13 protein-coding genes and 1 pseudogene are annotated in these 22,820 nt (G+C 34.8%); 10 read left to right on the forward strand and 4 right to left on the reverse strand.

What is annotated here, in order from left to right:
- Position 1 precedes the first annotated feature (1 nt).
- From ND812_RS07120 to ND812_RS07145, 6 genes are all read left to right on the forward strand, one after another.
- Positions 2 to 1,375 (forward strand): Na+/H+ antiporter NhaC family protein, encoded by a 1,374-nt coding sequence (locus ND812_RS07120; protein WP_265374881.1) that lies wholly within the window; start codon positions 2 to 4, stop codon positions 1,373 to 1,375.
- Positions 1,376 to 1,470: 95 nt separating this feature from the next.
- Positions 1,471 to 2,283: an RNA polymerase subunit sigma-70 gene (locus ND812_RS07125; RefSeq protein WP_265374882.1), complete on the forward strand. Its 813-nt coding sequence runs from the start codon at positions 1,471 to 1,473 to the stop codon at positions 2,281 to 2,283.
- A gap of 63 nt (positions 2,284 to 2,346) precedes the next feature.
- Entirely contained in the window at positions 2,347 to 2,688 is a 342-nt protein-coding gene (locus ND812_RS07130) for an STAS domain-containing protein (protein WP_002989181.1), read from the forward strand.
- A 21-nt stretch (positions 2,689 to 2,709) separates the two neighbouring features.
- Positions 2,710 to 5,742 (forward strand): LIC_11026 family protein, encoded by a 3,033-nt coding sequence (locus tag ND812_RS07135; RefSeq protein ID WP_265374883.1) that lies wholly within the window; start codon positions 2,710 to 2,712, stop codon positions 5,740 to 5,742.
- Between the two features lie 7 nt (positions 5,743 to 5,749).
- On the forward strand, positions 5,750 to 6,325 hold the full coding sequence (locus ND812_RS07140; RefSeq protein ID WP_265374884.1) for a DUF1318 domain-containing protein: 576 nt from the start codon (positions 5,750 to 5,752) through the stop codon (positions 6,323 to 6,325).
- The gene (locus tag ND812_RS07145) at positions 6,322 to 14,262 is read left to right on the forward strand and encodes a biopolymer transporter TolR (protein WP_265374885.1); all 7,941 of its coding nucleotides are present in this window, start codon (positions 6,322 to 6,324) and stop codon (positions 14,260 to 14,262) included. Before ND812_RS07140 ends, ND812_RS07145 begins: the two co-directional genes overlap by 4 nt.
- Here the strand turns inward: ND812_RS07145 and ND812_RS07150 are convergent.
- Positions 14,259 to 15,344, reverse strand: a complete 1,086-nt coding sequence (locus tag ND812_RS07150; RefSeq protein WP_265374886.1) for an aminopeptidase — start codon at positions 15,342 to 15,344, stop codon at positions 14,259 to 14,261. The genes ND812_RS07145 and ND812_RS07150 overlap by 4 nt on opposite strands.
- Before the next feature lie 3 nt (positions 15,345 to 15,347).
- Here ND812_RS07150 and ND812_RS07155 point away from each other — a divergent pair, with 3 nt between their 5' ends.
- Genes ND812_RS07155 through purM form a run of 4 tightly spaced genes read left to right on the forward strand, consistent with a single transcriptional unit; the run spans position 15,348 to position 19,615 of the window.
- Positions 15,348 to 16,475, forward strand: a complete 1,128-nt coding sequence (locus ND812_RS07155) for a S1C family serine protease (protein ID WP_265374887.1) — start codon at positions 15,348 to 15,350, stop codon at positions 16,473 to 16,475.
- 4 nt (positions 16,476 to 16,479) lie between these two features.
- Positions 16,480 to 17,781, forward strand: coding sequence for a pyridoxal phosphate-dependent aminotransferase (locus ND812_RS07160; protein ID WP_135662611.1), 1,302 nt, complete (start codon positions 16,480 to 16,482; stop codon positions 17,779 to 17,781).
- On the forward strand, positions 17,782 to 18,594 hold the full coding sequence (gene murI / locus ND812_RS07165) for a glutamate racemase (protein WP_265374888.1): 813 nt from the start codon (positions 17,782 to 17,784) through the stop codon (positions 18,592 to 18,594).
- On the forward strand, positions 18,587 to 19,615 hold the full coding sequence (purM, locus tag ND812_RS07170) for a phosphoribosylformylglycinamidine cyclo-ligase (protein WP_265374889.1): 1,029 nt from the start codon (positions 18,587 to 18,589) through the stop codon (positions 19,613 to 19,615). Before murI ends, purM begins: the two co-directional genes overlap by 8 nt.
- Here the strand turns inward: purM and ND812_RS18435 are convergent.
- The 3 genes and pseudogenes from ND812_RS18435 to ND812_RS07185 form a co-directional block, all read right to left on the reverse strand.
- Positions 19,605 to 22,091 (reverse strand): annotated as a pseudogene (locus ND812_RS18435) (sensor histidine kinase). The gene purM and the pseudogene ND812_RS18435 sit on opposite strands and share 11 nt — an antisense overlap.
- Complete coding sequence (locus ND812_RS07180) at positions 22,078 to 22,446, reverse strand: response regulator (protein WP_265374890.1); 369 nt, start codon at positions 22,444 to 22,446, stop codon at positions 22,078 to 22,080. The pseudogene ND812_RS18435 and the gene ND812_RS07180 overlap by 14 nt, the downstream one beginning before the upstream one ends.
- Positions 22,447 to 22,459: 13 nt before the next feature.
- Positions 22,460 to 22,819 (reverse strand): response regulator, encoded by a 360-nt coding sequence (locus tag ND812_RS07185; protein WP_265374891.1) that lies wholly within the window; start codon positions 22,817 to 22,819, stop codon positions 22,460 to 22,462.
- Position 22,820: the final 1 nt, after the last annotated feature.

Here is a 22,820-nt window from a genome sequence, read left to right on the forward strand (position 1 = left end):
TATGGAGAGGGAAAGTAAATACTCGTTATTTTTTTCTCTCACTCCCATACTCTATTTAGTCGCATCAATTTTGTTTTTTAGGTATATATGGATTGTACCATACCCTCATCCTTTGGCTTTGTGTCTTGCTGGTAGCCTTGCATTTTTACAAAGGGTTCATCATAAATTTGTTTTTTTACATTCTGCCTTTCGTAAAAATTTATTCTCTGTATTCCCTGCAATGGAGATTTTATTTTTAGTAGGGTTACTCATCGCTTCATGGGCATATTCTGGTGTGTTACTCACGATGATGCAAATTGGTACAATTCTCATTGAACCAAAATTATTTTTACCATCGGTTGCCATCGTTTCTGCCATTGCATCTATGGTTTCAGGTTCCTCTTGGACTACTGCAGGTACGTTAGGTGTCGCGCTGATGGGGGTCTCCAAAATATGGGGATTCGCTGATGTGATGGCAGCAGGAGCAATCGTGAGTGGTTGTTATTTTGGTGATAAACTCTCTCCATTGTCGGATACAACAAATTTGGCTTCCAGTTTAACACACGTTCCTATTTGGACCCATATACGACATATGTTAAAGACTACATGTATGAGTTTTTTTTTGGCAGTATTTTGTTTTTATCTTTTGAATTTATTTGTTTGGGATCCATCCCGTGAGACAGTGTTCCCTTCCGAGATTGGAGTGTCACAATTACTGCAAAATAGAATCGTTTATTGGAAATTGATCCCTGTTTTTCTCGTATTTGGATCTTCCTTGTTCCACTTACCTGTTCGTTTCTCTTTTTTCCTCGGCATCGGATCTGCTTTTTTATTTCCCATCCTAGAATCTGGAGTTTCTTTTGAAATGTTTCGTTCTCTCGTTTGGGGATACAAGTCTCAAACAGGGAATCTCACTTGGGATCAATTTTTGAGTGGTGGAGGAATTGTATCCATATTGCCCACAGAAATTTTGATCTTAAGTGCGGTTTGGTTTGGGGCTGTGGTAGAAGGTTATGGGTATTTAAATGAAATTCTAATGCAAATCAAAAGATGGGTAAAAAACCAGTATGATATTCTATTATCAACGATGGGTGTTTCTTTTTTACTGAATTTGATGACAGCAGACCAGTATCTTTCCCTTGTGATCCCTGCCCGTGCATTCCGAACGCTTGCGGTTGAAAAACAAATACCTGAAAAAGACATCTCAAGGGCATTAGAAGACTCTGGAACCATTACCTCTCCCTTAATCCCATGGAATAGTTGTGGAGCGTTTATGGCGTCTTCGCTTGGAGTTTCTGTATTGAGTTTTTTACCATTTGTGTTTTTTAACTTAATCCATGTTTTCCTCTCCGTTTCAATTCTGATGTATAAAAAAATTAAATTAAAAAGTTCATAATTTAACACCTAATTTTCATTCTAATCTATTGTAACGAACGTTAACTATCAAATTGTAGTATTCATTGGTTTTGTGTTTTGGTAAAAACTTTGGCTATGTTACCAAAGATATTAGATGAAAAAATTTTACCGTTGATCAGCCAAGCAAGGATCACAAACGATCTTGGACTTGTTAGAGAATATTTGCCAATTTGGATGGTTGATCGATTGGCCAAAAAAAGAAACATATCAGAAGATGAAAGTTCTGAAATGGTTGTTACCATTTTAGAAGTATTTTCTAAAATGTGGATTTTGAGTTTAAAATACCAACTCACTCATGTTTTGGGTTTTTTTGTCACCTATATCTTCAACCAATACCGAAATCGATTTCGCAATTCAGAAATTCCCGAATCAGGGGAATTGTATTTACAACTTTGGAATTACTCCACCCCAGCTAATGAGGAAGATCCTATGGAGGAAAAAGTCGAAATTCTAAAATCAAATCTAGAAAAACTCCCTATCTTTACAGCATTAGTCCTTTCCTTACAATTCGACTTACCCATGAAACAAAATCTTAAACAATTCCTCTTATGGAAATTGAAGGAGAACCAATTGGATGAGAATTTATTTTTTTCAGAATGGGAAGAAAGACGAAATCTACATCGGCAATTGGTATCACGACTCACTTCTATGATCACACGTTATACAAGAAAATTATATGAAACGACTGACCCGAAGCGACGGGATTGGTATGGGAAACAGAAAAAAATTTGGATGTTACGCAGGACAAGAGCCTTTGATCGTAGTTTTTTTTCAGAAAGGGAGATTGCCAAATGGCTTGGTATCACAAGAAAGGCAGTTCGCAATCATTTGTCACAAGGAAAACATGAACTTAGGAAAGTCGGCAAAGATTTATTGCACTATGCATAAAAATTTGCTTTACATTCGGCAAATTCGAATGATGCTTATGGCAACACCACCTTCCGAAGGGTTATGAAAATCAAAGTTACTAGTAAAAACGACGTGCACATCATTAAAATTGAAGGTGCCATCAAAGCCGGAAATGAGTTCGAGTTGTCTGAAAAGATTGAACAGTACATCAAAAAAGGCCAAGTCCCAAAATTCATTATTGATTTGAAAAAGGTTCCCTTTATCAATTCTGCTGGACTGGGAACGTTTCTGAACATCTACAAACACATAGATGGTCTGAATGGACGTCTTGTTTTTGCGAACTTAAATTCCGATATCGAAAACCTGATGGAAATTACCAAACTTTCCAGTGTGTTTGAGATATACAAAACTCTGGAAGAGGCTGAAGACTCCTTCGAATATTAAATTTTAGAGGCGATTCTTGTGATGAATCCAATCCTGAAGGTTAGTTTAGGAATCGCCAAAACCAAAACCTTTCGAGGGCTTTTGGTCCTCTTCCTACTCTACAAACTCGTTTTTAACCAATTCACTGCTAACTGGCTTGTTCCCCATTTCCTTTCCAAGTATACCTTGGTCAAAATGGAAGGTAAGTTCTCTACTTTTTCATTACTGTACGGAATTGAAATCCAAGACCTAACATTGTATCCAGGTGGGCCCTTCGCCGGAGATGCATTCTTTCGCGCAAAAGAAATCCGAGTTCGTTATAACCTGCCTTTTTTATTTTTAGGAAAAATTCGATTTTCTGATATCAGTTTCATTGATTCGAATATTCGGATAGAAGAGAAAAATGGAGAGTGGAATGTATCTCATCTATTCAAACCAAATCCAAAACAGGAAGAAAAACCAAAAAAAGAAATTGGTCCGCCACTTACAGAAATTAAAACCTATCTTCCATTGCAGTTAACTGCTCATTTGAACTTACAAGGAGTCTCACTCCAATACATTCGGGAATCAGGCAATATCCAATATGCCTCCATTCAGAATTTTGACTTCCAAACCAAACTCATCACCAATCGATTCACATCGATCCCATTGAATGTAGACGCCTTAAATCAGTTAGATGAAGTAATGGTTCATTTGAATTCAGAACGACCATTATCAATCGAATTTAAATCGAATCAATTGAATTGGAAAGAGACCTTACCAATGTCACTTCGATTTGAATGGGATCGTACGGAATCACCTGAATTGTTTTTGTTCGCAACAGATATCGGGAAAGACAATTTAAATTTAGATATTAGAGGCAAACAGGTTCAAACTGGAATTAGATTACTTTCTGACATACATTTTGATCCCCAAGAAGACGTTTTAAAAATCCAACAATTTGATTTACGTGTTATCGGTCAAACGTGGCTTAAACTGGGAGGTGTCATCTCAAAACTTTCCACAGATACACCAGAGGTAAATCTGGATGTAGATGCTTCTGAATTAAAGTTAAGTGATCTACAATTTTCTCTAAGCCAATTAGAAGGTATAATTCCGCCAATGAAGGTTTCTGGAGATCTTTCTTTAGCAGGGACTGGAGTTCATGGAAATTGGAACCAAACAAAAGCAAATCTAAAACTACTTGCGAACAAAGTGTACGTAAAGATAGGGAATAAAAAACCTCATGCACTTGATACAACCAATTTAGACGTAACAGCAAATTTAGACTTTGGTTCGGTGAAGGAACCTACTACAGAAATTCCATTTCCAAAATTAAAATCCCTCACGATTTTACCATCACAGATCAATTATAACCAATCAGAGATTCGTTTGTCTGGTGAGTATTCACAATCTTCTGGATTTCAGGTTTTGGCATCACTCGAGAAATTACAAATTGCCGAATATTCACAGGGGATTGCCGGAAAAGTCAAATTAGCATTACAATCTTCGGGAGATTCTTTTGCGAACATTCATGTAAATTCGAATGTTACGATTGATGGATTTCGTTACCAAATTGATCGTTCAAGGTCACCTGCATCTCATTTAAACTTAGACATTAACACGAATTTGCTTTTTAATAGGCCATTTGGAATCAACGAAATTCAAATCCAAAACCTTACACTAGACCAAAGGACACTCACTGGAAATAAAGCCATTGAACTTCAATTAAAAGGCAATGTCAAACCAGGAGAACCTTTGAGTGCTCAGGTTTCACCTCTCGATTTAAAACTGAATACTCCTAACTTGTTGTTAGTGTTACCACTCGTTTTAAAGGAAAAAATATCTCCTATTCAAAATTTACTTGGCCAACAACCAAAAATTAAAATTAACGCAAGTTATGTGCAGAATCCGAGTTCAAAACATATAGATGCCAACCTTATTGCAGATTTACCTGGCTTAGAAATGAAAGATCTGAAACTTACTACAGATCTCACTATCAATGGTACAAATTCAAATGAAATCCTAATCAAACAGATGAAGGTGAATGCATTTTCTGGTGTTTTAAAAGCTTCATTAACTGGAAAGTTGGTGAAACTAGATAAACCAAAACCACCGTTAGGTCCTTATTTTGGCAATTTAGATCTGAATTTTTCTGTGGTTTCTCCATCCAATCAATATCTGGCAAAAGGAATTTCAGTTCAGGGTGATTTAGGATTAAATTTAAAAATAAATGATTATGATATTAATGGAGAGTTTTATTCAAAATTACCTTCTTTAACATATAACAATCAAAAATGCCCGGGAGAATCCTGTAAGGCATACTTAGTCGAAGAGATAAATGCTAAAATTCCTATACAACATAATCTTGCCTTCAAACCAGATGAAAGTTTAATCATTGGAGATAAGTCAATCTTCATTAAAAATTACGGACGATTCAATACTCCCAATGTAACAATAGGTAAAGTGGTTGGGACACACCCAAATATACCTAACTTACCTTTTGAATATGTGAAAAAACAAAAAGATTCACCAGGGTTTAGTGCATTTATCGAATACAAAGAAAATTTTGCCAATATAGAATCCTTAAAATCCTTTTCTATGGATGGAATCATCTTAGGTAAAAATTTAGTTTTTAATTTAGGGAATTTAGATCCTAAAACAATGGAGTTTAGAGGGAATTTACTCATTAGGGATATCGATTTAAAACAACTCATGGCACCTAAAGTGCGAGATAAAATTGATGATGGAAAATTAAAGGCAGACTTAAACATAAAGGTTAGAGATTTAAGTGAACCCATTGCAAATTTAGATTTGTTTTTTTCAATTTTCCAAATCGGTCGTGATTTTGGTAAAAGTGCATTAAACGTAATTTCAGCTCAAAACTTCTTTATCGATCGTATTACTGACAGTTACCCGATTAGCAAAATCGATATATCATTATCGAGAGGGTTAGTATATGCAGATGTGTATTTTGATCGTTCTCTCTTATCATTGATCATGAAACTAGAAGATGGCAAAATTTCTCAGCAAAGAATGCCTCTTGCGAATTTTTTAAAACGAGCACAAAACGAAATCCAAACATACCAAGAGTGAGGTTTGTATGAAACGAATTTTATTATCTTTTTTACTCATGGGTTGTAGCCTAAAAGTACCTCCGATTACAATCACCAATGCCCAAACAGCTGCCGAAAAACAAATGGTAGGTGAGGATAGAGAATTAGAAAAAGAAGGTTGGATGATAGGTTCGATTCAATCCTCTACAAATGGTCAGAATAACCAAGAAAAATTAGCAAAAGAAGATTCGGACCCAGAAATACGAGCCCATCGCATTCGCTTGAACTACCTTTCGTCTGAAATTAAAATATATAAAACTCATGGCATTTTGGGTGAAACACCACAAGGTTTTGTAAAATTAAATCCACTCGCACCTTCTCTTCCAACATATGCCAATTATGAACTTCCTGCTAAAAAAAAGAGAGTAGAAGATGTGATTCTTTTTTTAAATGAATCTCGTAAGTTCATTATGGAAAAAGAACTTACAATTCAAAAGAAAAAAGGAAAAAAAGAAGACGAATTATCTAAAATCAAACAGGCGTTAGTAGAAGAGTATTATAAAGCAGTCTCGATGGGTGAATATTATGAAACAGTATCAGGAAGGTGGGAAAAATACCAATGAAACCAATTCAAAAGGTTTTCCCGTTATCCTTACTTTTACTAATTTTAATCACAATTAATTGTGCTCTATTCCAAAGTAAAGTTAAGTATGCGAATGTTAATTTTGACTATTCTGCAATTTCAAAAAATTATTTTTCACCAACACAATCAAAACCATTCCCACTAACAGTTCAAAGGGGGAATAATCTATATAGCTCAACGACTAAAGATGGAAGGTATCTTTTTTACGCAACAGACCAAAAGGGAAATTTTGACGTTTGGTTTCGTGATTTACAAAGTTCGATAGTTGTGCCAATCACAGATAATCCTTTTTCTGAATCAAAACCTGCTATTTCTCCCGATGGAAAATACTTAGTATTTGTTTCTGAGGAATTTGATTCCGAAGGTGATTTGATATTATTACAAATTGAGCCAGAAGAGTGGATCCAAGAATATTTGAAAGGTCATCGATTTATCAGTGATGAGTTTATTAATTTAACAAATATACCGAATCAAAAAGGAGAATACCAAAAAGGTATTATCGATACCGATCCTGTTTGGTCCCCTGATGGTAAAACAATTTATTTCATTTCAGATCGATTCACTCCAGGTTTGCCAAATTTATGTTCCATTCAACTTGATAAACCAACTCAAATCAAACAAATCACTTCGATGGGAGTTACTTCACCCTATGTTTCTTCTGACGGGCAATTTGTTTTTGTTGTTTCTTATAATGAGAGCAAATACGGTGAGATTTACCTAATTCAATTAGCTGATGGTAACACCAAACGAATCACAAACGATCAATACCTCGACTTTTCGCCTACAATTGATAACCGATCAAAAAACTTGTACTTCTCTTCTATCCGAAAAGATACAAATGGAAATGGGCGCTTAGATGAACGAGACCACAGTTTACTTGTTAAGAAAAATTTAACAACTGGCGAAGAACGAGTTTTATCATCAGGAGAAACATCAAATTTTGATGTTCGGTATTCGAATTTTAATGGTGGGTCTATCTTATTTTCTGCATCTTATTTTAATGCCATCAATATCTATTTTATACCTGAGAACGGATCCATTCCGAAACAACCCAATATAAAAGAACAATACCAATATTCTAAAGTTTTGGCTCCTGGTCAAAGTATTGAATCTTACTTCTTGGCGTTAGATTCAGTAGAATTATTTTATTCAGAAGATCCATTGTATCCAATCTATGAAGCGCAGGTTTCTTTACTAAAATATGCAACCTTAAAACGCATAGGTAAAAACGAAGAATCACTCCAGTTGATTCGCGAATACAAAAGAAAAGTAGAATTAGATAAGAATATATTTGCTATCATCCTTATTAAATGGAATGAAGCAAAACAAACTCGGTCGAGTTTTAACCTATTAAATGAAATACGACAATCCTCTGGATTAAAATTTCCGACAGATGGTGAAGCAATGCTTTATCATCTGTATGCTGATTCTTTAGAAAATGAAAAACAAATAACGAACGCAAAAGATATATTATTCAAAATCTACCAATCTTATCCAAGTTACCATCAAATTGATGAAATCAAAAGAAGGTTAGGTGGTTACGATTTTGATCCAAATACGTTTCAACTATCCAAACTCTATGAGGAAATGATAGATACCTGGGAAAAAGAAAAGTCTCTTTATCTGAGCGATCTGAATCATAGCTTTTCAAATGATCGGAAAAGGGACCTTCGTTACCTTTTAGAGGATGTTATCTCCAAAATTTCAGAGAACAAGAACAGTGAAGTTATACTTTCTTATGTAAATTCCATTTTGGATTCGAAGGAGAGTGTGAAACAAAATGTCTTCAGAGATACACTTTTGTACATCAAGGCAAAAGCACTCTCTGATTTAAGGCGATACAATGAATCGAATCTTACACTCGACTCCATTATACCAATTCCACTTCAAATTGATTTAGAACCACCAGGAAAACCATCTGTTTTTGAGACTAGAAGTTTTATGGCAGACTACAAAAACCCAATTTTGTTACGTGCTAACTTGCTAAAATATTATAATCAAAAAGCTGCTGGTAATACTTCTGATGCTTTGAGAAACCTAAAAATTTATTTAGAGTTTTATGATCCACTACTTGGTGTTGATTTGGGCGCTGAAGACATCAAAAGTGCCTTTTTTTATTTTGAAAACAAGGCAGTTGAATTTGAAAGGATTGGAGATTTACTACAATCCTCGTTTCATTATTTCTTTAATAACCAAAACATGTTCCTCGTCAAAACTAGGAATTTATATTTAGATTCCTTATACAAAGAATATGCAATTTATTACCAACGGAAAATGGTAGATACCATTTTTAGTTACGGAAAAAAGATTCGAGAAGAAGAAGAACGAGCGTTACTCAATCAAATCAATATTTTGAGTAAAGATAAACTCAATGTTATTGGGAATTTGGCCAATATCACTTCGATTGTAACCGATAGGGAACTTGTACGAAACATTGTAAATATAAAAGATTTTGAAAAAATTGAAGTCCTATCTGGAAAAGCTCTCAATTGGACAGAGTTATACTATAAACAAGCAGTTCCAAGGGCTCGGCCATATTTAGATTTAGCTACACTTTATGGTTATTCCTATTACCTAATCAACAAGTATGTAACCTATGAATCGTATTATTATTCTACTGGTACGATGACTGATGTGCGGAAGGCCGAAATATTAGAAAATTTCAAACGTGCAGAATTAGAATTACGATGGATCATTTATGCAGATCCCACTCATTATGATGCATATCAATTACTTGGTTGGTTATACCAATATGTAGATTTGATGAAACTGCAAAAGGATCCAAATTCAGGGAATGTTGATTTTGAGGTTTACGAAAGTTTATATAAGAAATATTTCCCAGACAAAAATTTAGAAGCAAACATTGAGTTGTATAATCAAATTTTGGTGTTTCTTGGAGATGAGTATCCAAATAAGAAAGTAATCTCTGATTTAAATCTTAATTTAGGGAATAATTATTTTTTATTAAACAATTATCCAAAAGCAAATGAAAGTTATCGCAAAGTAGAAGAAAACTCTTCAGCTTTATCTTCCAAAAACCAATTCGAAGGTTATAAACAAGAAGCAATCTATCGTTTTAATTATGGTAAATCCCTGATCTACCAGGGACAATATAAAAAGGCATCTGAACAATTTACAAAATCAATCGATATATATTTCAAAAATGAATATTATCAATATGTAAACCAGTATGCCCAAGATCCAAATTCAATTACGCAAGCACAATTGAATGCAATACGATCCAAATTGGCATTATTGTTTGCGTTACGTGGTTTATCTGAATTGGAGTTTGGTCTTTTTGAAGATTCGATTGTCTCTTTTCAAACCGCCATTGCCTATAACAAGGATGTAAAATTCATAAGTCCTATAAACTTAGCCAATTATCTCGCGATTGCCTTTCAAAAAAGCGGAAGATTTCGGGACTCTTATCAGATGTTACAATTGGCAGAATCAGAATATAAATCAACGAATGTATCTCTTTATACTCGATGGAAAAAATGGAGTCCGTGGAATCTATTTTTAGGTGATAACGTACGTGTGATTGGAGACGGCCGTTTTCCTGGTGAATTTCCAAATGACTTTAAATATTTGTTAACTCTTGGTGTTCGGATAGAAAATCATATTGAACAAGAGGAATACGTTTCTGCTCTCAATGAAATCCAAATTAGGAATGAGTTAATCACTTCTAAAGGCTTAGATGGAACGATCATTGGAAAAAATATACTCGCAAAATCAAGACAGGTAGAGGCGCAGATTTACCAACGAAGTAATTTGCCAAGTGAAGCAAATGATCGTTACAGAGAGTTAGTTGATAATTTACTCGAAACTGCATCCAACAAGGATTTAGACCGTGTCTTCCATAATTATAGCCATTCCGCTTTTGTTGTGCAAGAAACTGATCACCTTTCAGAAACATATAAGAAAATTACTTTGAAATCCTATTTCGAAGACTTAAATTCCTGGAAAAACAGAGAGTTAAAAAAATGTAAACTTATGATTGAATCCTGTGAGATTAACTTCAGGATAACGAATCCAAATTTTGATTTATACTACGGACTTGGATTGTATTATTTAGCTCTCCAAAATGAAAAAGAAGGAAAGGAATATTTAACCCAACTAGCGGAAGCAATCCCATTATTAGAAAACCCGGGACTAGTTGATCCAAAATTAATCGGTCTCGTGAGTGATCCTATTTCGAGACAAACTAGAGTCAGAGTTCTATTAAACCTATATTCTATTTATATGATGTTAGGTGACCAGATCATGGCTGAGAAAAAATGGAAAGAAACAGCTGAGTTAGCATTCGAATTTCGATTAGATGAAGAGAAGTTTTGGTCGAATGTAATGCGAACAAAATGGCAGACCAAAATTTCACAGAACCCCTTTATCTCAGACCCATATTTAAAAGATGCCGTACAGTCTTACCAATCAAACTTATCGGTCAGAATGTTCACACCTAAGGTAAGGTTGGAAAATTTCATTCAGACATTTTCAGAGATTCATTTGAAGAACTCAGAAATAAGCCCGATGGTAAATCTTTGGGAAAATTATAGAAGTTTAGAGATTTTTAGAGATTTGATTTCCGCACAATTTGAGTTTGAAGATTCTAAATTAAATTTAAATTACCAAGATCTTTTGAGATGGTATAAAGGTTATAAAAAAGTATCAAATCAAATCATTGAAAAAACAATCAAACGTGAAGATATCAAACCACTCATAAAACAAGAAAATGAAGAATCGACTAAATTAGCTACGATCATAGGTAAACTAAAATCAGTGTCTCCTGAACGTACTGCTTTTTTTGAACCTAGGCGACTTAATAGTGAATCCTATTTCCCTGATTGGAATGGGTATTACCAATTCGGAAATACAATCCATACTTTCTATTGGAAGGATGGGAAAATTGTTCATACAAAATGTGATGAAAAACAAGAGTTGGGTTTGTGTTTACCTAATTTGAAACTTGAGTCTCCGAAAATACAATTATTGGGTAAACAAAACAAAGGAGAAAATCTTCAGAAACTCATTGAATTGAACAAACAAAAAGAGCGGTATCCATCCGTTATATTTGATCGTAATCATGTTCAATTATTCAGTGAACGGAATGAACGTCGTTTTAAATGGGTAACGGTTTATGGTGAGAAACAGGAACGTAAGAAGGATAGTCATATCCGTGTGGTGCCAAATGGTAATTTGGGCATTTTACTTTCTGATACTGATTATTTGGTAACGAAGGAAAGGTTAGACAAACAAACAAGTTTGTTTGGAGATGAACTTTCACAAGTTTTACCACTCAGAGAATTGTTCCAAGGAAGTGGTTCTGAGATATCCATTGTTGGTTTTAATCTGAGTAACTTTAAAACAGAATCACAGTGGAATCAAATTGGACTCATTTATGAAATCTTAAGAACAAAAAGAATTCAGAATATAGTTTCATTTCAAGAAGATAAAAATACTGATTTTACTCCTTCGAAACTGGAACAGTACGTAAAAAAAGACAATCAGGTTTTTATAGGGAATTGGAAACCAATGTCGGTTGCATCTGAAAGTTTGATAGAAACGGCTAAATCATTTATTGAGCTTGGATACCAAAACGAAAAATCGAAAGAATTGAATGAAGCATATGAAAATTATTATACTGCTTCTACTTTGTTAGATGATGGTAGCCCTTTGTTGCCTTCATTGGAATTGAGATTGGCAAGGATACGTGCAGAAATTTTTCCAAACATTCCTAAACGTTCGATATTTCGTCCTCTTTGGAGAAAATACAAAGATTTACCATTCCAAAACCAAGTTCGTTATGAATTTTTAGTTTCCTGTTTTTCTTCTAAGGAAAAGGAAGATTGTGCTTATAAATCTTCCGATTTTATTGGTGAAGAAAGAGATACTTACTTAGGTGCTCTTGAATTTTATTCACAGTTACGCACGGGAAAATTAAAAGATTTTAATTCAAAAGATGAATTGCGAAAAAAAGTTGAAAAGGAAGAAGATCCGTTTTTGCAAGCATATCGATTAGGTAGTTTATACATCCAAAATTATATGTTTGTGGAAGCTGACGAACAAACTAAAAAATTGGCTAAACTGGTAAAGACATCCAAAGAAAAAAATGTCTTAAAGAATCGGCTTTTGGAAATTTATTTTCACAAAGCATTTGTGTTCGGCGATAAAGAAATATATCTTACGGATCTTACTTCCACATCGGCATATAATTATGGATTCAAAAAAGATTGGAACATGTTTGATGAAAAAATTCTATCTAGAGATTTTACAAAATTTGGATATTCAGATTCCATATATGATTCTTATCGTTTAAGATTATATACAACTTGGAAAGAACAGTTACAAACTGGATATTCAGAAGTTTTATCTTTAACACCTGAATATTTGACGAACGGACAATCTGTCCTTACAAAACTCTCCCATTTAAATCGAACTTTGTTTTTTCATATGATTTTACGATCCATACCGTTCCAAAAAAACCAAGAAGTGAATTCATTGTTTGAGTTACTTTTGCAGATGGAACAAAACGAAGGACGAACTTATCGATCGTTATTTTTTCAATTGGAATTGGCAAAAGCACTGTACTTGCGTGGTGATTGGGAATTAGCAGAACAATTGGTTTCTAAAATTCAAAATACTCATTCTGAATTAGGGGAAGGGAATGTTTTTTGGGTCACAAAGTGGACAGATTTTTTATGGAAGAGGGATTATTTAAGAAACCAATCCAAAAAAGAAGTTCGATCTGGAAATCTGTTTAGCAAAGTTTACGAATCTGCTTTATCTAAGAAACCGGAAGAATACATCTCCTTACTTAATGATTTCAATAGAAGAAATCGCAATGAATTCATAAGCCCTGAGTTAAAATCAGAATACGAATTTTTATTCTACTACTTGTTGCAAAAATGTTTAGAGAAAAATAGCTCGGAAAGTTTTTTTGACCTTGCGATTGCGAGAGAAGTTTTTCGTTATACTTCAGAAAGATTCTCAAACCAATATCTATACCTCAAACATCTACCAAACTTTGAATTGTATGCAGAACGATTAAAAAAGAAGATGGTGGCCAACCAAGAGTTTCATGGTATTTTTGACTTAGGTCGTAAAACGTATCTTTTAAGTTTTGCACAAGGTAAGTCTTTGGGTAGGGAATTGTTCCCCGATAACAAATTACTTTATAGAGAATTGGTGAGATACTTTCGTTCCTCGGAATCAGGTAACCAAGAAGTTATCTTACGAGAATCATTAGCAGACAAATATAGGACCAATTTACGATTCAATCAAAAAAATCGTCATTATCTGTTTGCATCGGGAATCCATTCAGTGGTTCCATTTGCAATTCCTGATACAGAATACTATTCGGTTTCTTCTGTTTCCGATTTTTTAACAAACCCTACACTTAAATTCAAAGACATATCACCAAAAAATCCCAAGGTAACAACGTTAGGATTTCGTAATTCATTGGAAAACGAGATTAGTGCTGGTTTGGTGCAATGGGAAACAAATGGTGCAAAAGAGATTGAATCCCCTTACAAAGTTGATTTTTCAGAATTGGGTTGGTGTTCTTTCAATTATTTATGTTTAGATTCTCGTCCATTGATGGATACAAAATCCAAATCATCACAAACTGCAATTGTGTATGCAAATCAGAAAATTGGACCTTCTTTGCAATTTACCAATGATTTTAGTGGCATTGCCTACTATTTAGGGCAACAAAACAAAGGTTTGTTTGTCTTACATTCTGGTAATCAAAATGGAGTTCATAATTTATATTTTATCCGTCAATATCTGGCCAATGAAGAGCTGGAAAAACCTTTATACATCCGTTTGATTGATGGTAAAAATGCAGCAAAATCATATTCTATGGACGATCGATATTGGATCGGATATCGGCTTTATACGTCTGCTATGATTGAAGACTAATGGTTTTGATTTAGAAAATCCTTCCGTAAGTCTTCAGGAAGATCAAAAAGTTTTTTTACTTCTTTATGGAATAAATTTAACTCATAATTTGCCTTTGCATATAGATGATTAAAACTTACTTCACCAGAATGGTAACGAAGGGCTCCCAAAAAGTCTTCATTGTTCCAATCGCGCGCTAAAAATTCTTTTGATTTTTCTTCTGGGATTAATTTATCTTCAATCACTTTGTTTTTGAATTGAGAGATGGTGCTTTGTTTTAAGAGTAGTTTTGTTTCTGCATTTTTGTCACTTTCGTATATCTCTTTAAGGCGATCTGCATAAAATTTAAGTAATTTTATGGTTGTTTCCCTTCTTGTTTTTTCTTTTTTGAATTTTTCTAAATGAGAACTTTTTTCTCCTTCTTTTTTTAGATAATAACGTTCAGTTCCTATTTCTTCTACAAAACTTGCATAGGATTCATTTAATGTTGTGTCACCTGGCAAATAAGCGGTTGCATGTGCCATTTCGTGGATGACAAGTCCCACCAAACGATGGTCAGGCCAACTTAGTTGTGGAGACAATACAGGATCTGAAAACCAACCAAGTGTGGAGTATCCACCAATGGCACGTATCCTTGTATCATACCCTTTATTTTTGAGTTCGTTTTCTAACTCAATTGCCATATCTTTATCAAAGAACCCTTTGTATGGAACTGTTCCTGCAATGGGAAACCACCAGGTATAGGGTTTGAGAGCCAATGATTCCGAAGCACTGACATTCCATCCGATTTCGTCACGTTCTAGTTTGGTGAAGTATTCAAATCCACCGTTTTCATTTAGCGCAAGTTCCTCGATGGCAAACTTCCTAACTTCACGGATTAAGATTAATTTTTCCTTTGTTTTAGAATCGATGTTTGGTTTGTTTAATACCGTTTCGATTTTTTCTCTGCCTAAAATGATTGTAGATTGTTCCTTCCCCAAGTGGTATAAATAGGGCAAACAACTAGTGAGAAAAAAAGGAAAGAACGAGATTGTCATGATCAATTTTTTCTTTTTAGTTCGACACGGAAGTGGAATCGGCAAAAGTGGAAGGGGTTTTGGCATTCTATGGAAAGAAAAAATTCGATTCCACCAGTCGTCTACATTAACTTTGCCTTAGTCTTTGTACTTTTGTTCGCTATATTTTTCCCTGAGATTCGTTCTGCTGTCACAAAACTCTTTTCTTCTCCGAAACCGATCTCTGCTAGCAAACAGAGCCAAGCCATCCAAATCCAATCGAGTTTTCGAAATGTATACCGAGAAGCCCAACAATTTGTTGTCTCGATTCGAACCAAAAAAACAGAAATGATTTTCCATCCGTATGCGTTTGGAGAGAGTCGGGAAGATCGAATTTCATCTATTGGCAGTGGGTTCATCATTGATGAACGTGGGTTTGTTGTTACCAATTTCCACGTCATCAAAAATGCCGAGATCATCGAAATCATCATGTCCGATGGAAGGATATTCCCGGCACGTTATGTGGGGAGCCATGAACGGGCAGACATAGCCCTTCTCAAAATCCCAAGCGAAGATAAATTCATCCCCGCCTTCCTTGGAAATTCAGATGAAATTGAAGTGGGAGATTGGGCCATTGCCGTTGGTTCCCCTTATGGATTAGAAAAAACCTTCACTGTTGGTGTTGTGTCTGCAAAATCTAGGGAAGACTTAGATGAGACAGGCCAAACCCATATCCAAACAGATACAGCCATCAACCCTGGTTCTAGCGGAGGACCACTGCTTAATATTTATGGTGAGGTCGTTGGGATCAATCGTATGATTCGTTCCTCCAGTGGGGCCAGTGCTGGGATTGGATTTGCCATTCCTATCAATTATGCAAAAAGAGTGCTCCGTCAGATTGAGCAAAATGTAGGCCAAAACATTCGGCCGGCAACCCTCGGTGTCATGGCAACAACCCCTCTCCCAGACCACAGAAAATCCTTAGGAATTCCAAACGATGCTGTGGGTGTACTTGTGTATGACATAGAACCCAATTCAGCAGCTGAGAAAGGTGGTTTACGACGGTATGACTTCATTGAGGGCGCAAATGGACTCTCTGTACGCCATATCAACGATTTACGAGAACAAGTAGGACTTGTTGGACTTGGAGGCGTCTTACGGTTGAAGATATTACGGGATACCCAAGAGATGGAATTATCGATCCCTTTGGTGGAAGCTGCCTACCAAAAGGGCAAATAATTTTATGAGAAGAAATATAGTCCATTCGGGTGCAGACGCCCTCATTTACGAAATTCGCCAGATTGTGGCACTTGCCAAACAAATCGAAGCCATGGGTGTTTCCATCACTTGGGAAAACATCGGTGACCCTATCCAAAAAGGGGAAAGTGTTCCCAATTGGATGAAAGACATTGTCAGCGGACTTGTGAACCAAAATAAATCTTGGGCCTATACGGCTACTCAAGGTGACGAAAACACTCGTAAATTTTTAGCAGAAAAAGTAAATGAAAGGGGTGGGGCTCAAATCACATCCGAAGACATTTTATTCTTTAATGGTTTAGGTGATGCAGTCGCAAAAATATTTGGATTTATGAGAAGGGAAGCTCGGATTCTCGGACCTTCTCCCGCCTATTCTACGTTATCCTCTGCTGAAGCTGCTCACTCTGGTTATGAACATTTAACTTATGAATTAAACCCAAATAATGATTGGATGCCTGACTTAGAAGACATTGAGAACAAAGTTAAATACAATGATTCGATTGCAGGAATTTTACTCATTAATCCAGATAACCCAACTGGTGCCGTGTATCCAAAAGAGGTTATGCGTGAAATTGTAAAAATTTGTGAAAAGTATGACATCATACTGATTTGCGACGAAACTTACGCTCATGTAAATTATTCGGAATGGGGAAGCATACACTTATCGGAAGTCATTGGTGATAAGGTTTGTGGCTTTGCACTTCGATCTATTTCAAAAGAATACCCATGGCCTGGTGCAAGATGTGGATGGTTAGAAGTATTCAATCGAAAAAATGATCCAACATTCGAACGTTACATTAAATCATTATTAGATGCTAAAATGTTGGAAGTATGTTCAACGACATTACCTCAACTTTCGATACCGCTTGTATATTCACATCCAGAATTTTTAAATCATTTAAAATTCAGAAATTTAAAGTTTAAAAAGAGAGCTGAAAAGGCAACACAGATGTTGTCTGGAATTCCTGGTGTCAAAGTCATCCAACCCAAAGGAGCTTTTTACTTAACTGTTCTTTTTGAAGATGATGTTTTGAAATCTCATATGACTCTACCAATTACAAACCAAAAGGTGAAGGATTTTGTTTCTCCACTCATGGAAAAAGCAGCTCTTGATCGAAGGTTTGTTTTACATCTGTTAGCTTCTGCAGGTATTTGTGTTGTCCCTCTCAGTTCATTTTGTTGTAATCGAAATGGATTTAGAGTGACACTTCTCGAAGAAGATGACTCCAAGTTTGAATGGATTTACCAAACATTAGCAGAGAATATTAAAAAATATCTAGCATCCTAAATGAATTCTCGCGGCAGATACAAGATTGGAATTTTTGATTCAGGTTTAGGTGGTCTTTCCGTGTTACGTACATTGTGGAAAGAAACGTCTAATATCGATTATATTTATTTTGGTGATTTGGTCCATTCTCCGTATGGTCAAAAATCAAAACAAAAGGTAATTGAACTTTCAAAAAATGCATTTGAATATTTGATCGAAAAAGATTGTGAAGCAGTTTTGTTTGCTTGTAATACGGCAACATCTGCAGCAGCAGATTTTTTAAGAAAACAACATTCCATTCCAATTTTTGGAATGGAACCAGCCATAAAACCTGCATTAGTTGAAAATCCAGGTGTAAAAATTGCCGTTTTTGCTACCGAACTCACATTAAAAGAAGAAAAGTTTAAGAATTTGGTTTCTGGACTTACGAAAGGATCGGAGATTTTACCAGTTCCATGTGAAGGTTTGGCCAAACTGATTGATTCAGATCTTTGGGAAGACGCTTGGGATTTTTTAGATTCCAAAATTAAATCGGTACTATCTGAAACTGATATCATTGTTTTAGGTTGTACCCATTACGTTTTTTTGAGAGAAAGAATTCATTATCATTATCCAAATTTAAAAGTTTATGACGGTAATTTAGGAACATCTTTACATATGAAAAAAATGTTACAATTGCCAGATGGATCTAAAGAAAATAGAAACCAACTTGATATTCTATTGAACACTTCTGAGTCCGATTATGTTCACTTAGCGGGAAGAATTGCAAAAACAATCACTCCAAATCATACTCTGTCATTAATTAATACAACAATAGGAAAACTCCATGTCTGACCAAAATAAAGTAACGTATAAAGATGCCGGAGTAGATACCGAAAAAGGACAAGAATTCGTAAAACGAATCAAATCCAATGTTGCAACAACTCACAATAAAAATGTGTTAGGTGGACTTGGAGGGTTTGCAGCTTGTTATGATGTTAGTTTCTTAAAATCTTACAAGGAACCTATTTTATTATCTGGAACGGATGGAGTTGGAACCAAATTGCAACTAGCCAGATTGTTAGGAATTCATGACACAGTTGGTATTGATTTGGTTGCAATGTGCGTAAACGATATCTTGGTCAATGGTGGAAAACCTTTGTTTTTTCAGGATTATATTGCTTGTGGGAAATTACATTTACCAACCATGGAAGGTATTGTCTCTGGGATTGTAAAGGGTTGTAAGTTAGCAGAATGTGCATTAGTTGGTGGAGAAACTGCGGAACACCCTGGAGTCATGCCTGATGAAGAATATGACTTAGCGGGTTTTGTCGTTGGTGTTGTGGAAAAGGATAAAATGATCGATGGGAAATCGATAAAACCAGGTGATACAATCATTGGACTTTCTTCCTCTGGGCCACATAGCAATGGTTTTTCACTTCTTCGTCGATTATTGTTAAAAGAAAGTAAATTACCTTCTTCAGAAAGTGAATTAACTTTTATTAAAGATCATGTATTTGTCCCCACAAATATTTATGTAAAATCAATACTATCCTTAATTGAAAAAGTTTCGGTAAAAGGTATGGTTCATATTACAGGTGGAGGTTTTTATGAAAACATTCCACGCGTATTACCAAATGGAATTGGAGCTGAGATCAATTCTTTACCAGAGTCTTATGTTTTTTCAAAATTAAAAAAAGACCATTCCTTAGATTTGAACGATATGTATGGTACATTTAATATGGGGATCGGTTACATACTCGTTGTTGAAAATGGTTTGGTTGATACGGCCATGAATGAGTTGGATCAGTTAGGAGAAAAAGCATTCGTGATTGGTAAAACCAATGATAGTGGAAAAATCTCGATTACGACTTAAAAGGGAAAATAACTCGAAATTTTGTTTTTCCCGGTTCTGATTCAAAACTAATATTTGCGTTGTGTCGGTTCACAATTTCTTTCACCAGATAGAGTCCAAGTCCCAATCCATCACCTGATGTTTTTGTGGAATAAAACGGCATAAAGATTTTGGAATGATGTTCGGCAGGGATCCCTATCCCTGAATCTTCAATTTCAACGAAAACTGCATCAGTCGTTTTATAACTTCTAATAGAGATCGTACCTTTGGAAGAAACTGCTTGAATGGCATTCCAAATCATCTGGCTCCATAATTGGACTAAATCTCCTTGTATACATCGAATTTTACCTTCAAAATCTAAGTTTAAAATTAAGTTAATGTCTCGTAAAAAATATTCCTTATATAAAGAAATTGCAGAATGAATTGTATCTTTTAATGAAAAATCGACTAACTCCAAATTGGATTGAAGACCTGCGAAGTTTTTTAAAGTAAATGTAATTTTTGATAATCTTTTAATAGAGTAGAGGATATGTTCTGAAGATTGTTTCATTAGTAAAAACTTTCTCAATTGATTAAAATCACTTTGAGTGGTAATTGCAGATTGGATTTTTTTTACGATCGGTAGAGATAGATTTCGAATGCCTGAATCTACGAATAGTTCTGCTAGTTCCTCTGCATATAAAATAGAATTTTCTTTTAATAATTCTGTTAGTGATTTGCGTGCTTGTCGATTCGTGAGTCCAGTTAATATTCTTAATCCTGATTCATTGGAATCTATAATCAGTTCTAATATGTCATTCAGTGATTGGTTTTTTAAATCATGTGATTCTTCTTCCCACTCTGTAATCAGTGTTTCAACTGAAGATTTGATCATTCCAATTGGATTATTGATTTCATGTGATAAACCAGATACAAGTTGTCCTAAAGAAGCCAATTTTTCGTTTTGAATTAATTTTTCTTGTGCTTCTCTCAATGCAAATTAGGCCGAATTGAGTTCCGTGTTACTTGATTGCAGCTCTTTCGTTCTCTCTTTTACTTTTTCTTCTAGAGATTTGTTGAGTTCTTTTAATTCTAATTCGGCTGTCCTTTTAGAAGTTTGGTCAATTCCAATCCAAATGATTTTAGAAGGTTCATTTTTGGAATCACGTATGATACCAAGACGCCATTCTAAATAAAGTGTCTGTCTATTTGTTGTAATGTATCGAAGGATTAAACTTTCAGCTATGTTTTGTATTTCGTTTATATCTGCCAAAACTTCTTTCAAAAATTCCCGATCTTCTTCAGCGAGAATGATATCTTGGATGTACTTTCCAATTACTTCTTTTTTGTCCAATTCCAAGACTTTTAACGCGGCAGGATTGATATTCTCCAATAATCCATCTGCATTTGTTAGGAGGATTAAATTGGCTGCATTATCAAAGACAGTTGAGTTGAGATTCTTTTCCTGCAGTAAAGAAAATTCAGTCTTTTTAGAATTGGTAATATCGAGTGCAACAACATCGATTCGTTTTTTGATTCCTAGGATGTCATTCGAAATGTTTACATAGTGTTCTGTCCAAATAATGGAACCATTGGCATGGATCATTCTAAGTATGATTGGAGAAACACCAGAAAACAACTCTTCGATTTTGTGTTGGTCTTCAGGGATGACAATGTCTCGAAAAAAATCTGAATTCTCGTAAAAATAATTGATACCATAGCCTGTGATCTCTTCCATTTTTGAACTGATATAAGATGTTCTTGGTTCCGGCAAAAATTCAATATTATAGATGATAGCTGGAAGTTGATTGTACATAATTAGCAGACGTACATTCACATCTTTGATCGCTTTTTGCAGTGTTTCCAGTTCAAATAAGGATAAGTTTAATATTTTTGTTTGTACTTGAAAACTGAAAAGAATACATGCTACACCAAACAAAAAAATCAGCAAAGTATTAACTGTATAACCTAATGGTTTGTACCAATCGATTGAAAATAAATAAGGGAAAAATAATCGTTGGAGTGACAGTAGTATACAAACTGTAAAAAAATACAATCGGATGTTTTTTGGGTATTCATTCAAACCTAATATGATACATCCAAATACCAAAAGTGCGGATCCATTGAAAATTGCAGATGGTAATGCAAACCAAAAAAAACTAAAATTACCCAGCAGTAAAGATACAAAAATAATATAACTGATAATGAAAGAAAGGTATACCCAATGTTTGGATATTCTTTTGGTAATAATCGGGAGAACAGATAAGACTAATAGAAAGGAACTAAGAAGTGTTAAGGATTCAGAAAAAAAGAAATAGAGTTTGTTTTGTGTGCTCCCATAGAGGAATAAGGAATAATTCCGAATGACTAAGATCGCTAAGAAAAATGAAGTATAGGAAAGTTTGATTTCTGATTTAGAGTTTTTTGATAAAAAATAAATAATGATCGAAACGACTGTATTGACTACTACTGATAGTGCAGTTACGGCAAAAACAACATCAATTTCAAATGGAATCATAAACTTCAACTAGCTCATTTACTTTTTTAATTAAATCTTCATTTTTAAAAGGTTTTGCAATCCAGGCATCCGCTCCTTCCAATAAGGCTTTCGATATAATTTCAGGTTTTGTTTCTACCGATAGGATTAGAATTTTAAATTTTAAATGTGCCATTATTATTTTTGATTTTTGAATTAACTCAATTCCACTGATTCCTGGCATATTAAAATCGAAGATCCCTAGCTCAATTTTTGGATTTGTTTTTAAAGATTCTAGGGCTAATTCTCCTGAATCACAGATGATTATATTATGGCCTTGGCTACTCAAAGCAAGGCGTACAATTTTTAATACAGCAGGAGAATCATCGACAACCAAAATAGTACTCATTTTAAATCAATTGTGAGATGAGTTTTGTTAATGATTCATTTGCAAAAGGTTTTACTAGCCATCCCACTGCACCAGCAGCTTTACCTTTGTTTTTCATCTCTTCACTGGATTCTGTAGTTAACATGACGATCTTCATGGATTTCCCATTTTCTGTTTTTAATGTTTTTTCAGTCAGTTCGATCCCTGTCATTCCTGGCATGTTTACGTCAAAGATACCAATATCAAACTTTGAGTTTTGAATTTTTTCAAGTGCTTCCATTCCATTGGATGCTGTTTCTACTTCATGACCATCAGTAGTGAGTACTAAATTTAATATTTTTAATACCGCTGGTGCATCATCTACAGTTAATATTCTCGCCATT

Origin of the sequence: Leptospira limi (assembly GCF_026151395.1) — a bacterium.
Taxonomy (GTDB): Bacteria; Spirochaetota; Leptospiria; order Leptospirales; family Leptospiraceae; genus Leptospira_A; species Leptospira_A limi.

Coding starts and splice junctions, on each gene's coding strand:
- ND812_RS07120 (WP_265374881.1), top strand. CDS start 2: ATGGAGAGGGAAAGTAAATACTCGTTATTTTTTTCTCTCACTCCCATA.
- ND812_RS07125 (WP_265374882.1), top strand. CDS start 1,471: ATGTTACCAAAGATATTAGATGAAAAAATTTTACCGTTGATCAGCCAA.
- ND812_RS07130 (WP_002989181.1), top strand. CDS start 2,347: ATGAAAATCAAAGTTACTAGTAAAAACGACGTGCACATCATTAAAATT.
- ND812_RS07135 (WP_265374883.1), top strand. CDS start 2,710: ATGAATCCAATCCTGAAGGTTAGTTTAGGAATCGCCAAAACCAAAACC.
- ND812_RS07140 (WP_265374884.1), top strand. CDS start 5,750: ATGAAACGAATTTTATTATCTTTTTTACTCATGGGTTGTAGCCTAAAA.
- ND812_RS07145 (WP_265374885.1), top strand. CDS start 6,322: ATGAAACCAATTCAAAAGGTTTTCCCGTTATCCTTACTTTTACTAATT.
- ND812_RS07150 (WP_265374886.1), bottom strand. CDS start 15,344: ATGCCAAAACCCCTTCCACTTTTGCCGATTCCACTTCCGTGTCGAACT.
- ND812_RS07155 (WP_265374887.1), top strand. CDS start 15,348: ATGGAAAGAAAAAATTCGATTCCACCAGTCGTCTACATTAACTTTGCC.
- ND812_RS07160 (WP_135662611.1), top strand. CDS start 16,480: ATGAGAAGAAATATAGTCCATTCGGGTGCAGACGCCCTCATTTACGAA.
- murI (WP_265374888.1), top strand. CDS start 17,782: ATGAATTCTCGCGGCAGATACAAGATTGGAATTTTTGATTCAGGTTTA.
- purM (WP_265374889.1), top strand. CDS start 18,587: ATGTCTGACCAAAATAAAGTAACGTATAAAGATGCCGGAGTAGATACC.
- ND812_RS07185 (WP_265374891.1), bottom strand. CDS start 22,819: ATGGCGAGAATATTAACTGTAGATGATGCACCAGCGGTATTAAAAATA.